Annotated in this window: 13 protein-coding genes and 1 tRNA gene; 6 read left to right on the top strand and 8 right to left on the bottom strand. The window is 40.6% G+C overall.

The genetic code is table 11. From position 1 onward, the window contains the following. Nucleotides 1-334: 334 nt before the first annotated feature. From G337_RS0102250 to G337_RS0102225, 6 genes are all read right to left on the bottom strand, one after another. Entirely contained in the window at nucleotides 335-793 is a 459-nt protein-coding gene (locus G337_RS0102250) for a phospholipase D-like domain-containing protein (protein WP_169719600.1), read from the bottom strand. 1,174 nt (nucleotides 794-1,967) lie between these two features. Continuing rightward, a complete protein-coding gene (locus G337_RS29405; RefSeq protein WP_281170195.1) occupies nucleotides 1,968-2,099 on the bottom strand; it encodes a hypothetical protein in 132 nt (43 codons plus the stop codon). A 33-nt stretch (nucleotides 2,100-2,132) separates the two neighbouring features. Next, the gene (locus tag G337_RS25410; RefSeq protein WP_245597615.1) at nucleotides 2,133-3,122 is read right to left on the bottom strand and encodes a lipase family protein; all 990 of its coding nucleotides are present in this window, start codon (nucleotides 3,120-3,122) and stop codon (nucleotides 2,133-2,135) included. A 21-nt stretch (nucleotides 3,123-3,143) separates the two neighbouring features. Next, nucleotides 3,144-3,614, bottom strand: coding sequence for a DUF6795 domain-containing protein (locus tag G337_RS0102235; RefSeq protein ID WP_028862427.1), 471 nt, complete (start codon nucleotides 3,612-3,614; stop codon nucleotides 3,144-3,146). 724 nt (nucleotides 3,615-4,338) lie between these two features. Beyond that, complete coding sequence (locus G337_RS27510; protein ID WP_051302898.1) at nucleotides 4,339-4,794, bottom strand: HNH endonuclease; 456 nt, start codon at nucleotides 4,792-4,794, stop codon at nucleotides 4,339-4,341. 78 nt (nucleotides 4,795-4,872) lie between these two features. After that, nucleotides 4,873-4,957 (bottom strand) — tRNA-Leu (locus G337_RS0102225). 234 nt (nucleotides 4,958-5,191) lie between these two features. Between G337_RS0102225 and G337_RS0102220 the strand changes: the two genes are divergently transcribed. Next, nucleotides 5,192-5,743 (top strand): RDD family protein, encoded by a 552-nt coding sequence (locus G337_RS0102220; protein ID WP_028862426.1) that lies wholly within the window; start codon nucleotides 5,192-5,194, stop codon nucleotides 5,741-5,743. A 78-nt stretch (nucleotides 5,744-5,821) separates the two neighbouring features. Here the strand turns inward: G337_RS0102220 and lptG are convergent, their stop codons facing one another. Continuing rightward, the gene (lptG, locus tag G337_RS0102215) at nucleotides 5,822-6,886 is read right to left on the bottom strand and encodes an LPS export ABC transporter permease LptG (protein WP_051302897.1); all 1,065 of its coding nucleotides are present in this window, start codon (nucleotides 6,884-6,886) and stop codon (nucleotides 5,822-5,824) included. 27 nt (nucleotides 6,887-6,913) lie between these two features. After that, nucleotides 6,914-7,993, bottom strand: a complete 1,080-nt coding sequence (gene lptF / locus G337_RS0102210; protein ID WP_028862424.1) for an LPS export ABC transporter permease LptF — start codon at nucleotides 7,991-7,993, stop codon at nucleotides 6,914-6,916. 191 nt (nucleotides 7,994-8,184) lie between these two features. Here lptF and pepA point away from each other — a divergent pair, with 191 nt between their 5' ends. The 5 genes from pepA (at nucleotide 8,185) to G337_RS25395 (ending at nucleotide 15,049) form a co-directional block, all read left to right on the top strand. Further along, complete coding sequence (gene pepA, locus G337_RS0102205) at nucleotides 8,185-9,699, top strand: leucyl aminopeptidase (protein WP_028862423.1); 1,515 nt, start codon at nucleotides 8,185-8,187, stop codon at nucleotides 9,697-9,699. A 3-nt stretch (nucleotides 9,700-9,702) separates the two neighbouring features. Further along, the gene (locus G337_RS0102200) at nucleotides 9,703-10,185 is read left to right on the top strand and encodes a DNA polymerase III subunit chi (protein ID WP_028862422.1); all 483 of its coding nucleotides are present in this window, start codon (nucleotides 9,703-9,705) and stop codon (nucleotides 10,183-10,185) included. A 3-nt stretch (nucleotides 10,186-10,188) separates the two neighbouring features. Then, the gene (locus G337_RS0102195; protein ID WP_028862421.1) at nucleotides 10,189-13,053 is read left to right on the top strand and encodes a valine--tRNA ligase; all 2,865 of its coding nucleotides are present in this window, start codon (nucleotides 10,189-10,191) and stop codon (nucleotides 13,051-13,053) included. A 168-nt stretch (nucleotides 13,054-13,221) separates the two neighbouring features. Further along, complete coding sequence (locus tag G337_RS25400) at nucleotides 13,222-14,124, top strand: type 2 periplasmic-binding domain-containing protein (RefSeq protein WP_051302895.1); 903 nt, start codon at nucleotides 13,222-13,224, stop codon at nucleotides 14,122-14,124. A gap of 40 nt (nucleotides 14,125-14,164) precedes the next feature. Next, the gene (locus tag G337_RS25395) at nucleotides 14,165-15,049 is read left to right on the top strand and encodes a transporter substrate-binding domain-containing protein (protein WP_051302894.1); all 885 of its coding nucleotides are present in this window, start codon (nucleotides 14,165-14,167) and stop codon (nucleotides 15,047-15,049) included. The last annotated feature ends 1 nt before the right edge of the window (nucleotide 15,050 follow it).

The raw sequence follows: 15,050 nt of genomic DNA, 5'->3' as shown, positions 1-15,050 counted from the left end.
TATCATTTACGACTATATACGGCTTAATACGAACATATAGATAATAAAATACAAAAAAAGCACTCAAATTAGAGTGCTTAGTTATGCAAAAATGAACAACATAAATATTCAGTTTTTAACTATCGAAGCTTTAGCCCGACTATATCGTTTCCTATATGAGATAAATACATACAAAAAGGCCATCATTTGGCAGCCTTTTGTTAGCTTCGTGTAACTGATGCTATGTAAAATGCAGATCAAATAATTAATCATCCCTATATTTATTAATTTGCAAATGATCTTACAAAATGTGGCCTGATTATTTGGCCACTACAATTCCTACAGAATAATATATTCAAAATATATCTTCTCTGCCCATTTCTTGTTGAAATTTATTTTTCTCCAAGCAACGTGAAATATTAAAACTACCATCCCCATTATTTTCTAAAATTACAGAATCAAAACCTGCATTAGTTAAATCGACATTAGTAACCAATTGATTAGAATCAATTCCTAGTTCAAAAAATATCCATTTCCCTAATGATGCATTGGGATTAGACATTAATGCTTTGCGATTATCCTGACATACTTTAGCATTTAAAAGGTCCCCAGAAGGTAAAACAAGCTGGAATTGAACTCCCCTATCAGGTAATGCCTCCTCACCGTAGTGGTCATAAAAAGCTTGAGGAATTGGTATATAAACCTCATTAAAATCACGATGTCGTCCAGCAGAATACCCTTGATTAAGACCACTGTGTTCCTGTACAGATCTATGTAGAAAAGAATATAAAGGTAATATATATTTTGCCATCATTGCGCTCCTATTACGTAAAGACATGTTATATCAACACATCATCATACAGTATGAAACTGCCAATTTGTTGATATAATACACAAAACATAAACAACTAATGAAGTTGGTTTTAAATATAGATCCAATCTTCCACGCAATAGTTTTAGAGAAAATAACAAAGGTAGCCTTTTAATTACATAGAAGTAATATGCATAAAATACTGATTATGTTAATTAATGGTCAGATGCAAAAAAGGCCACCATCTGGCAGCCTTTCGTTAGCTTCGTGTAACGGGTGTTATGGTAAATAAAAAAAATACACACCTAACGAATCGTTATGTATTTAAACAACCTGCTTAAGCGAGTCATTATGCGATGTAAAGTAATCCTATAAGTCCAATCACTGCAATCCAAGCTAGTTTTTCGGTCTTCATATCAAATATTTTTTCAAGCATTTTAAAATTCATTTTTTATCTCCAAATTGTGTTTAACATATTATCCGTTTAAATTTACGTGGGTACTTATAGGTTTAATTTTCCCTGAACACATAAGCAATGGTTATAAAGGGACAAAAAAATCCAATCCGATTAATCGGATACTATAACTCCCCAAAAAAACAGCAAGCACAAACATATTACCCTTTATAATCATGCAGTTGCAACGTGTCAACATTACTACAGGTTGGTGTTATTTATATCTATAGTACGAGTTAATTTTTTGTACCTATAAGGCGTTTTCATTCGCTTGCGAATCAGAGAGATGCCAATTAGTAGCGCTGGATCTAGGGGCAGCTATAAGAAAAAATTATCAATAGTTAGTCTCACAGTGTGAGACTGACATGCAAATATCAGGTACCAGATCTTTAATCTTGATATCAAAATTAAAGATCCGGCACGGTTCCCGCTATAGGATTTTAAATTACTGCCAGCATGGGTAACAACACTGCAAGCTTTCGATATAACCTATTAATATTTATAACATTTTACCTGTTCATCCAGGATAAGTCTTGATGAGGTTTATCGAATTTAAATTGAAATGAAATTAACGATTATATAATCCCCAATACAACAAATTTTCGGAAGCTGCGCTCTGTTGTATTGGGGATTATTAATATAGATAGTTTTTAAGATTAGCAGTAAAAGATCGCGTACCGAAGTAAAACAGACCTTATGTTCATGGATGAAACCGTTGTCAGATTATTTAGTCATACTAACTGCCGAACCAGCGATAAGAGCTACTTTCTCAAGCGTGAGTGATAACACCCAGCGAATAAAGCTGTAGCTTAATTCCGTGATTTTAACCGTTGGTTTACCTGCAAATACCAGCATATGCCCTAATAAGCCTTTCTGCTGTGCAGCGAACTAGTCTGATATTTTGGCTATTTTAGTCAATGCCAGTGCAATATTATCGTACAGGGTCAATGTACTGGTTATCGCAACTTGAATACCCGCCAACATGCCGCTATCCCTTAATAACGTCACCAAAGTGGCCCCGATTCGATGAGCCCACTGCGATGTAAATGAAGCCTGATTACGTTTTTCATAATCAAGGCGGATCTGTTCTTTATGCTGCTGACCTGAATGTTTATTTATCGCTTTAAAATCTTTATATGAGCTTGCTGTGTTTATATAACCGGGTGCATTACCAGCCATTTTATGCGCTTCAGCACTAATACTCGGCCCTGCGTTTAATAGATATTCCCCATTAGTATGCACAAAAGGCCATAACGGTACTAAAGGTACAGGGTCAGCGGCATGAATACAGCGGTATATTTTATTAAGGCTCGCCTTGGTTTGGTTAGCGAAACCTTCATAACCGATGCGAGGACTGCCGAAAGTATATAAATTAACAGGTCGTCCTTTATATCTAGCTTTCAGCCAGTTCGCAGCCAAAGTTGCCAGTGCACCACCTAAACTATGCCCAACACAGTGCACAGGTCCCATATCATTTTTAGTGAAATAGGTTTCAAGCGCCGACTTCATTGAATTAAAACTTTTATTAAAACCAGCGTGAACAGGCAGATTATTTGCACTGGTGCTTAAACCACAATGTAGATCAGTTATTGCATCACGTTTGCTGGCAGTACCTCGGAAGGCAATGACATGATGTCCTTGATACTGACCGCCCTGCTTACCTTTACCAATTACCGCAAAACCTGTTTTATGATCGAAAAGATGTTCCATAAATGTACCACTAACACCTTTCATAACATTGTTGGAGAGATCAAAATCGAAATCTTTTGCTAAATAATCTAATGCCGGAGCTGCATATCTACCAAGCTTATTTTTATCTTTTATCTGGTATGCACTGTTAGCTAGTTGTACTGCCATTTGCGGCGTTAAATCATGCATTTTTATGTCCTTATGAGTTTTTTAATCTTTAACAATGTGGAGTATTTCAAAGTCATCATTCCATCGACAAACACTGCGAACACAATGAGGAACATTAGGGTTGCTTTCATTGATAAAAGTAAATGCAACTTCAGGGTTAGAAAGATCCGCCTGTAGTGTTTTCAATTTTTTATCATAAGCAGGTACTGGCTCTGTTCCCGATAAACAAGCACTCCAAAGTACATAGGGTTTATTGTTATGCTCAATATAAATTAATTGCATCGTAAGTTGTTCTGCAAACGCCCATCCAGGCGCTTTTGAGCGAACATTAACAGCAGGCATAGTAAAGCAGCCTTGTTCATCAGTCAGCGTATGATCTTCACGCTTTTTATCATCGATATAGTTTAAACCTCTTTCAACCTTCCCCCCCACCAGCGGTTTCCCATTAAGCAAAATCTGACCTGAAACTGCCGAGCATAAATGCGCATCATATTTTTTAAAAAAACCAAACATTATTATCTAACCTTTGAATTGAATAATTGTATGCTTTAGAAACCAACATATTGATTTGGACTATTTGATTAACCAAAAAGAAAGGCGAACATAAGCACAAAAAAAGATGCATAATAAATCACAAATAGCTCACCGCAAGTGTTTTTTGATAAAAAAGCATTTCATCTATAAAAAACAGATATATTCAAAAAAGAAGTTATTACGACAGGTTAACTAAAATAGAGAGGCGACATTATTAAGAGGAAACTTTTAGCTATTACATTTCAACAAGTTAAAGGCGAATTCAAATCCTAAGCATGACAATTCGATGGCGGTTATATTCATCAGAACAAAAAAATCGAACATCCATTTTATTTTATAGATAATTCAATGCATTAGAATTACAAGCCAGTTTAGCTACATAATGCCCATTCGGAAATGGTGCGTTAAAAAGCGGTTGGACAACATAAGGTAAAAAATGGCTTGGGGCTGCACTTTTTGGGGCGAGTTATGCGGTTGCATAGTGTCACGAGCGGGCTAAGCTCTGTGTGCCCTGTTTTTCTTGCTGTTGAAAAGCATGACTCCCTCAAACTGCGAAATTACGTTTCGGTTTATCATCGTCTACCCGCCGTCAAGGGCGGAACTCCAACAATAAAAGTTAAACCAGACGCGGCAAGCGAAAGCCTGCAATAAATGAGAATTACCAAGCTGTAGGCAGAAAAAATCTAAAAAGTTTATTCGAGAATTAACCTTTATTTCTGCCCGCAAATGTTTCAAGATTTCCATCACAATTCCGGCAGATGATTCTTAAATTACTTAATAAATGATTACTATTGTTACCGTCAATATGATCAAGCACAACCGCCACCTTCTGACCTAACCAGTCTTTTGTCCCGCATATCTCGCATTCATGCTTTTTTACCCCCTCTGCAATTAACCTGCGGCGCAGTTTATCCGTCTGATAATAAGGATGCTTACCTGCAGTTATTTCAGTTAAACTAATACGGCTATGTTTACCTCTAACTGGATATTGGGCATTTCTACCGCCTTGATTCGGATGATAAACACCGATCGCAATACACCTTCTTTTAAAACTGCTTGCGCTCATATTAACGAAAATTTGTGCCTGCCGCATCGTAGGGCAAGTATTGACAGCCTCAATTATCTGTTCATCACTTATATCTTTATTTTGAACATACATAGAAAAGCCTAAGTAGAAAGGAGTCTTAATAAATTCTAGGCGAAAAAAAACAGACTGTTAAGTCTGTTTTTTTAAAAGTGGTGCCGCTGGTCGGACTCGAACCGACACGTCTTTCGACGGGGGATTTTGAATCCCCTATGTATACCAATTTCATCACAACGGCTAATTTTTAGATCTTAAAAGATTATATATGACTGATAAGACAAAAGGATTATACCTAGGCATTCATTTCAAACAAGATATTTCATTCAATAAACAGGTAACTGCTTAAAAAGGCGACAAAACTTATGCTCTGCTGTTAAACACCTCACACTATTCATAACTTCACATAATATAAAAGAACTGCCAAGTGATTTTGCATTTGTTACACTGAGTTTTCACTTTTTAAGGAATTATTATGGCCAAACGTAATCAGAAAAAGGTAACTAAACCGACCTTACAGGAACAATATCAAAGCTGCCCCCGTGCTAATTTTTTTAAGCGTTTAGGCGCATATATTTATGATCTGTTTGCGCTGGCGGCACTGCTGATGCTGGCAGTTGTATTTGCAATTCTAGTCACCATTATCGCTGATAAAACGGGCTTGATTAACCTTGATGCTTATAAAGATACTGCAGAATACTTAAGTCACAGCGGCCTCTTTGCTGCTTACTTAGCTCTGGTTATCGTCGCTTTTTACGGTTACTTCTGGAGCAAAGGCGGACAGACCATCGGCATGAAAGCATGGCGCCTGCGTGTACAGAATAGTGACGGCAGTAATATCAGCTTTACCCAGGCATTAATTCGTCTAGCGACGTCAGCATTCGGTTTAGGCAATATTATGGCATTTTTTGAAAATCGTAATGCATTTCAAGATTTATGGGCTGAATGTGAAGTGGTTGTGTTAACAAAAGAATTAAGCAACTGGAAAGGCTTCAAAGGCATGGCGTTTATGGATCAGGATAAATAACAATCCCCTTATTAGTTAAATAAAAATGCCGCCTGAACTTGTAGAAAGTTCAGGCGGCATTTTTGTATCAGCAGTACTTTAACTTTGTCGTTTCAGCAGATACATAGCAATCGTTAACACCAGAATACTCGGCAGCAGTGCCCCAAGTAACGGAGGCAGGTTAAATACCAGGCTAAAGGGCCCGAATAACTCGCCGGATACGTGGAAAGCAAAACCGCTGGCAATACCAAAAATCAGGCGGGTTCCCATGCTTACCGAGCGTAAACCGCCGAATATAAATGAAACAGACAGCAGCATCATTACAATAACAGTAAAAGGCAGCACCGCTTTACGCCACAGCACCAGCCAGTAACTGTTCGCATCCTGCTCATTGGTTTCCAGGTACTGGATATAATTATAGATATCGCGCATCGACATTTTGTCAGGATCGCTTAATATCACCTCTAATTTTTTCGGGGTAAGCTCAGTTTTCCAGACAAATTCCGGAAGCTGATCCACCGCTGTTTTGTCATCTAAGAAACGGGTACGGCTGATCTGTTCTAATAACCATGAGCCCTGCTGGTACACGCCTTTTTGTGCAACAACCGCATTATCAAGTTTCATTTCATCATCAAAAAAATACAGCTGAACATTAAACAGTTCTGACTGGCTGTTCATACGCCCGATACTGATAAAGGACTTAGCATCTTTTACCCATACACCGTATTTATTACTCACCTGTTCCTGCCCGCTCCGAGCCTGATCACGCATAGAATAAGCTTCTTTATCCGTCTGCGGGGCAACGAACTCCCCCAGCACCATCACCATCAATACCATAGGAATCGCGGTTTTCAATACAGCGCCGGCAATACGCAGTTTGGACATGCCGGCAGCCTGCATTACTACCAGCTCACTGCTGCTTGCCAGACTGCCTAATCCGATTAATGCCCCGATTAAGGCGGCCATCGGGAAAAACACCGCAATTTCAACCGGCATTTTCAAAACCACAAAATAAGCGGCTGCCAGTGCATCATAAGTGCCCTGCCCCACATTTCTCATCTGCTCAACAAATTTAATGATGCTGCTTAAGCCGATCAAAACAAACAGGCTTAAAAAAGTGGCTGCAAAAATAGTTTTACCAATGTAACGATCTAAAATACCCATGATGCTAATTCCGTTTTTATAACCAAGTTACTTGGATTGACTAACTTTAGTGAACTTACCTAAACTCTGCAGGTGTAAAATAAGACCGACTATAAAGAATATAATCTGCACCACCCACATGCTTAATGCAGGTAAAGTGCCTTCTTCAATAAGACTTTTTGATGTACTTAATAATAAGAAAAAGGTTAAATACAAAGCTAATGCAGGTAATAATTTGGAGTAACGTCCCTGACGCGGATTGACTTTCGCCAGCGGCACAGCCATAAAAGTCAGCAGTAATATTGACAGAGGAATCGCAATACGCCACTGCAGCTCCGCCTGATAGCTAAGATCTGCCACACCAATCAGCTGCTGAGTCGGCAGGGCCTCTACGCCGCGCACTTTGCTCTGTACTTCACGGTTAGCAATATGCACTTCGTAAGAGTCAAAGCCGGTATTATCAAACTCATTCTGGCCGACAATACCTGCATAACGCTGGCCGTCTTCAAGTGTCAGCCACACGCCGTCGCTTTTATCTTCCACCTTGCCGGTTAATGAAGATAATACCGAAGGCGACTTGCCTGCTTCTTGAGGCCAGTGAGCGGCAAACACTTTTTCTAATTCATTACCGTTTTTATATTTTTCAATATAAACCACTCCGCCGTTATCGGAGGTTTTATGAAAACGTCCTTCAATAAGCGTTGCTGTACCAGCATCCGATTCCGCATTTTCAATAACACTAACCATCTCATCTTCGGCAGCAGGCGCTAGATACAGGCTGTTAAAAGAAGCAAAAGAAAAGGTTAAAAATGACAATAACAGCGTTGCTTTAAGCACTTTATTAGGGCTGTATCCGCATGATGTCATTGCCACCATTTCACTTTCGCTGTGCAGGCGGCCGTGAGCAAAAAGAACAGCCAGAAAAAAACTGATCGGCAGCATTAATGTGCCTAGTGTGGGCAGATTTAAATACAGGATTGTCATGACCAGATCCGGTGGAATAACACCTTTAATGGCCTGAGCAAGTATGGAAATAAATTTTTGGCTGACAAAAATAAGAAGTAGAACAAACAGAATTCCAATCTGGCTTTTAAATGTTTCCAGCATTAGATAACGAAGAAGTATCACCCTGTTCTCCAGTGTAAAATAAGATTCTATGAAAGATGGTAAAATAGTGGATTAAGCAAGTAAATACGGTAAAATTGCTATTTTTGTATATTTAGAAGAGTTATCAAGATCCACATACCTCTATAATAACTGCATTTTCAGAAAAATAGCACAGTTAATCGTAATATAATCTATTCGACTTAAGGATACATATGGAATTTCTAGTTAAAAGCGGTAACCCGGAAAAACAGCGTAGTGCTTGTATTGTCGTTGGTGTATTCGAACCGCGTCGTTTATCACAAGCCGGCGAGCAGCTTGATGAGATAAGCGAAGGTTACTTAAGTACCCTGCTGCGCCGCGGTGATATCGAAGGTAAAGTCGGCCAGGTTTTATTCCTGCATCATGTGCCTAACGTATTAAGCGAACGTGTTTTATTAGTCGGTTGTGGTAAAGAGCGGGAATTAACTGAAACACAATACAAACAGATCATCGCTAAAACCATTGCCACATTAAATGACACCGGCTCACTGGAATCAATCTGTTTCCTTTCTGAACTTCATATTAAAGGCCGCGATACATACTGGGCCGTACGTCAGGCCGTTGAAGCGGCAAAAGATTCTTTGTATAACTTTGATCTGTTCAAAACCAATAAAGACAATACGCGTCGTCCTCTGCGTAAATTAACTTTCAATGTACCAAGCCGTAAGGAATTAGCACGCGCTGAACTTGCACTGCAGCATGGTTTAGCAGTTTCTTCCGGTGCGAAAGCCTGTAAAGATCTGGCTAATATGCCGCCGAATATCTGTACACCACTGTATTTAGCAGAACAGGCACAGGCCCTGGATGAGCGCTTTGATAAAATCAGCACTGAAATTGTTGATACTGAGCAGATGACTGAACTGAAAATGGACAGTTACTTAGCAGTGGCAAAAGGTTCGGATCACCCGGCTTATATGTCTTTAATGCATTACAACGGCGGCGGCGAAGATCAGAAACCAATTGTATTAGTGGGTAAGGGGCTGACTTTTGACTCCGGCGGTATTTCATTAAAACCAGGCGCAGGCATGGACGAAATGAAATATGATATGGGCGGGGCGGCAGCTGTATTCGGCGCGATGAAAGCATTAGCAAAACTTAATCTGCCGATTAATGTTATCGGTATTTTAGCCGGAGCAGAAAATATGCCGGCGGCTAATGCCTATCGTCCCGGTGATATCTTAACCACTATGTCAGGACAGACAGTGGAGGTATTAAACACAGATGCTGAAGGCCGTCTGGTTTTATGTGATGTATTAACTTACGTAGAACGCTTTGAACCAGAATGTGTTGTTGATATTGCTACATTAACCGGCGCGTGTATTATGGCATTAGGTCATAATATCAGCGGATTAATGACACCGCATAAAGGTCTGGCACATGAGCTGTTAAATGCATCAAACCAGTCTGGTGATAAAGCATGGCAGCTGCCGATGGATGAAGAGTTCCAGAAACAGCTGGACAGCCCGTTTGCAGATATGGCTAATATCGGCGGACGCCCTGCCGGTACCATTACTGCAGCCTGCTTCCTTTCCCGCTTTACTAAAAGTTATAACTGGGCACATCTAGATGTAGCAGGAACAGCCTGGAAAAGCGGTGCTAACAAAGGAGCGACCGGCCGCCCGGTTTCATTATTAACGCAGTTTTTAATTAACCGCAGTGAAAATGAAACAACAGAAGCAAACAGTTAAATAATGAGCCAGGTTGTTTTTTATATATTAGACGAACAAGCAGAGCCGGAGAGTCAGGTGCTGCCTGCACATTTTGCATATGCTTGTTCGACTGCAGCCTTTTATTATCTGCAGAACAGAAAAGTATTTATTTATACCGATACGAGGCAGGATGCATTTGCGGTAGATGAATACCTATGGCAGTTTGACGGTGACAGTTTTGTACCGCACAACCTGCTTGGCGAAGGCCCGCGTTTCGGTACGCCAGTTGAAATCAGCTGGCAGGCCCCGACACACCCTCGCCAGATATTAATAAATTTAAGTTCAAACGTGCCGGACTTTGCGGTTAACTTCCAGCAGGTCATCGATTTTGTTCCCTTTGCGGAGCTCTTAAAAATTGCAGCACGAACACGTTACAGCGCCTATAAAAAAATGGGCCTGACACTTTCTACTCAAACAGTTAAAAATACAGAAACTGTTGAGTCAACCACCAAAACAGAAGATTAACACATGGAAAAGACATACAACCCAAGTGCCATAGAGCAGAAAAACTACCAGACGTGGGAAGAGAAAGGTTATTTCAAACCGCACGGTGATACTGATAAAGAAAGCTACTGCATCATGATCCCGCCGCCGAATGTCACGGGTAGTCTGCACATGGGTCATGCTTTTCAGGATACGATTATGGATACGCTTATCCGTTACCAGCGTATGCAGGGTAAAAATACCCTATGGCAGATGGGTACCGACCACGCGGGTATCGCAACACAGATGGTTGTTGAACGTAAACTGTTTGCTGAAACAGGACAAACTCGTAAAGAGTTAGGTCGTGAAACTTTTATTGATAAGATCTGGGACTGGAAAGCCGAATCCGGCGGTAATATCTCTAAGCAGATGCGTCGTTTAGGTACCTCTGTAGACTGGGATCGTGAACGTTTTACCATGGATGACGGTTTATCTGAAGCGGTTAAAAAGACATTTGTAGATCTGTACAACGACGACCTTATCTACCGCGGTAAGCGTTTAGTTAACTGGGATCCAAAACTGCATACTGCTATTTCAGACTTAGAAGTTGAAAACAAAGATGTTAAAGGCTCAATGTGGCACTTCCGTTACCCGTTAGCGGACGGCGCATTAACAGCTGACGGTAAAAACTACCTGGTTGTAGCAACAACACGTCCGGAAACCATGCTGGGTGATACGGCTGTTGCGGTTAACCCTGAAGATCCGCGTTACAAAGATCTGATCGGCAAGAAAATTCTTCTTCCATTTGTAAACCGTGAAATCCCAGTTATTGCTGATGACCATGCTGATATGGAAAAAGGCACGGGTTGTGTAAAAATCACCCCAGCGCATGACTTTAACGATTACGAAGTAGGTAAACGTAACCAGCTGCCGATGATTAATGTATTAACCTTTGATGCCTGCATCCGTGATGAGTCGGAAGTATTCAACAGCAACGGTGAAAAGAGCGGCGATTACAGCACAGCATTACCACAGCAGTTCCAGGGCCTGACACGTGAAGATGCACGTAAATTAGTGGTTTCTGAGCTTGAAGCGCTAGGTCTGGTAGATGAAATCAAACCTCATGATTTAACCGTACCTTACGGTGACCGTGGCGGCGTAGTTATCGAGCCTATGCTGACCGACCAATGGTATGTACGTGTTGCTCCACTGGCTAAAACAGCAACTGAAGCAGTAGCCAACGGTGATATCAAATTTGTACCGCAGCAGTATGAGAACATGTACAACTCGTGGATGAACGACGTACAAGACTGGTGTATTTCTCGTCAGCTTTGGTGGGGGCACCGTATCCCGGCCTGGTATGATGAATCAGGTAAAGTTTACGTAGGTCACGATGAAGCATTAGTACGTAAAGAACACAATTTAGATGATTCTGTAGTATTAACCCAGGATGATGATGTATTAGATACCTGGTTCTCGTCGGGTCTATGGACATTCTCTACGCTAGGCTGGCCGCAGCAGACATTGGATCTTAAAACCTTCCACTCTACAGATGTATTAGTAACAGGTTTTGACATCATCTTCTTCTGGGTTGCCCGTATGATCATGATGACCATGCACTTTATGAAAGATGAAGACGGCAAACCACAGGTACCGTTTAAAACCGTTTATGTAACCGGCCTTATCCGTGATGAAAACGGCGATAAGATGTCTAAATCTAAAGGTAACGTACTAGATCCTTTAGATATGATCGACGGTATCGATTTAGAAAGCTTAGTGACTAAGCGCTGCGGCAATATGATGCAGCCGCAGCTGGCTAAGAAAATTGAAAAACAAACGCGTAAAGCCTTTGAGGATGGTATTGAAGCACACGGTACTGATGCACTGCGTTTCACACTGGCGGCAATGGCTTCAACGGGTCGTGATATCAACTGGGATATGAACCGTCTTGAAGGTTACCGTAACTTCTGTAATAAACTATGGAATGCCAGCCGTTATGTATTAATGAGCTGTGAAGAGAATCCTTCAGGCTTCGGTAGTGATGCAGGTAATGAAATGCAGCTTAGTCTTGCAGATCGCTGGATCCAGGGTCAACTGCAGAATACCATTAAAGAATATACGCATGCTTTAGATACCTTCCGTTTCGATTTAGCGGCAAATATCTTATACGAATTCACATGGAGCCAGTTCTGCGGCTGGTACTTAGAGTTAACTAAGCCAGTACTATTTAAAGGCAGTGAAGCTGAGCAGCGCGGTACACGTAATACATTAATCACAGTACTTGAAACACTATTACGTTTAGCACACCCGATTATGCCGTTTATGACCGAAGAGATCTGGCAGCGTGTGAAAGGTATTACTGGTTTAGGCGGTGACAGCATCATGCTTGAAAGCTTCCCTGAATTTAACGAGAAGCTGAACGACCAGCTGGCGGTTGAAGATCTTGAATGGGTTAAACAAGTTATCGTAGCGATTCGTAATATCCGTGGTGAAATGGATATCAGCCCGAAAACGCCGCTTAACTTATTAGCTAAAAACGCAACAACCGAAGACCAGCGACGTTTCTCTGATAATGAAGCATTCTTAAGCGCTTTAGCAAAATTAGAGACGGTTACTATTGTTGCGGAAGGTGAAGAAACACCTGTTTCTGCAACCGCATTTGTTGGTGAACTTGAACTGTTAATCCCAATGGCAGGGTTAATCGATGTAGAAGCTGAGCTTGCACGTTTAAATAAACAGCTTGAGAAAGCGGCCAAAGAACTGGCAAAAATCTCCGGCAAGTTAAGCAACGAACGTTTTGTCAGCAATGCACCGGAAGCCGTTATTGCTAAAGAGCGTGCTAAGCAGGATGAACTGCAGACAACTTGTGATAAATTAAACGAGCAGATTAAAACGATCAAAGCCCTGTAATTTCAGCGCTGAGTAAGTCCGCAGATAAAAGATCCGCCCCTTATGGTGCGGATCTTTTTTTTTACAAGTTTTTTGAATACAAGCAGTTAATAAAGTATCTTTTTTACTAAAAATGGGTCTATTCGTATTACACTTCCTAATATCCTTCATTAATCAGGATGATTATAAATGAAATGGCTGGTTATTATTTTTTTTGTTTTTTACAACTCATACGGTTATGCCAGGGTCACTAAAATTATTGTCTGGGACAGCCTTTATAATAATCCGACACCCATCGTGATGAATTATCTGCATCGGGCATTAGAGGTAACCACAGAAGAGTACGGAGATTATCAGTTAATAGAATCAGCTAAAATGGAACAGGGGCGTTCTTTAGTTGAACTGGGCAGACTGGAACATGCAAAGCTTGATTTAGCAACCTACGCGCCAACAGAAGAACGAGAAAAACAGGCTATTGCGATCCGTATTCCTCTACTCAGCGGCCTGATGGGTTACCGTTTATGTTTAATCGATGAAAAAAATCAGACTCTTTTTCAAAATATTGAAAATAAACAGCAGCTGATTAATAAGCATATCAGCATAGGTCAGCATCAGGACTGGCCCGATACCACCATTTTACGTTCCAATAATATTCCCGTACAAACCACCCATAAAAAAGAGCTGCTGTTTCAAAAGCTGATCCGGGGGCGTTTTGACTGCTTCAGCCGCGGCGCCAGTGAAATTTATGCAGAGTATTTAAGCCATAAATCTCAAGGTGTTGTTATTGAAAAAAAACTGCTGATCTATTATCCGCTGCCGATCTTTTTCTTTGTGAATAAATCACGCCCCCTTTTAGCAGAGCGTATACAGTTAGGACTGCAGAGATTAACCGACTCCGGTGAATTTGACCGAACTTTTGAGCAGTTCTTCTCACCGATTATTGATGAATTAAAACTGACAGACAGAACGGTTATTGATCTGCATAATCCGACCTTATCAGAAAAGACCATTCAGGCGCTGAAAATACCGACACAAAGATTTAGAGAAAAATATTTACAGAATACAAGCGGATCACCCGATACACAGAATTAGCTATAACTTTTTAATTTTACTAATAAAAGGGTTACTGATAATGAAGAATATAATAATACTGTTTTTACTTCTGGCACTGAAAGCGAATTTTAGTCTGGCTAAAAATAACGAGATAGTCCTATGGAATAAAACCGCTGCCGACTCGGGTATTATCTGGGATACTCTGTACCGCGCACTGGAAATAACCAAAGATGACTATGGAGAATATCAGCTTATTACCTCAACAGCCATGGAGCAGGACCGTGCCCTGCGTGAGCTTGCAAACTCACGTATCGATTTAGCACACTTCATTGCAACTGAAAAACGAGAGCAGCAGGCGACTGCAGTTCGTATTCCTATTCTGCAGGGGCTTTACGGTTATCGTTTATGCTTAATCAAAGAGGGTAATCAAGAGAAATTCACAGGTATCAGCAGTAAGCAGCAGTGGATAGAAAAAAACATTACTATCAGCCAGCACCATAACTGGCCGGATACTAAAATATTAGAAAGTAATGGAATCACTGTAAAAACAACTTTTAAACGGGATCTATTATTTCAGCAGCTGTCTATGAACCGTTTTGACTGCTTCGCTCGAGGTATAAATGAAATTAATTCTGAACTGTCAAATCATCCCTCACTTGGTTTAGCGATAGAAAAGAATATCGTGATTCATTACCCCTTCCCGCTGTTCTTTTTTGTTAACCCGAAAAAACCTCTGCTGGCTGAACGCCTGCAGCTGGGATTAACTCGTTTAAACAGGAGCGGAGTAACAGAGCTCCTGTTTGAATTTTATTTCCTGGAACTCATCAATGAGCTGGACCTTAAAGATAGGAAGTTCATTGAGTTACAAAACCCAACTCTTTCACAGCAGACCATTAACGCTTTAAAAGCACCGTCCACCCGATTTAAAACAAAATATTTCCCAGACAGTAAAAATAAGAATTAGA

This window comes from Psychromonas aquimarina ATCC BAA-1526 (genome assembly GCF_000428725.1).
Taxonomy (GTDB): domain Bacteria; phylum Pseudomonadota; class Gammaproteobacteria; order Enterobacterales; family Psychromonadaceae; genus Psychromonas; species Psychromonas aquimarina.
Note: the sequence above shows the minus strand (reverse complement) of the source record. Positions and strands in the feature narration are given on the sequence as shown.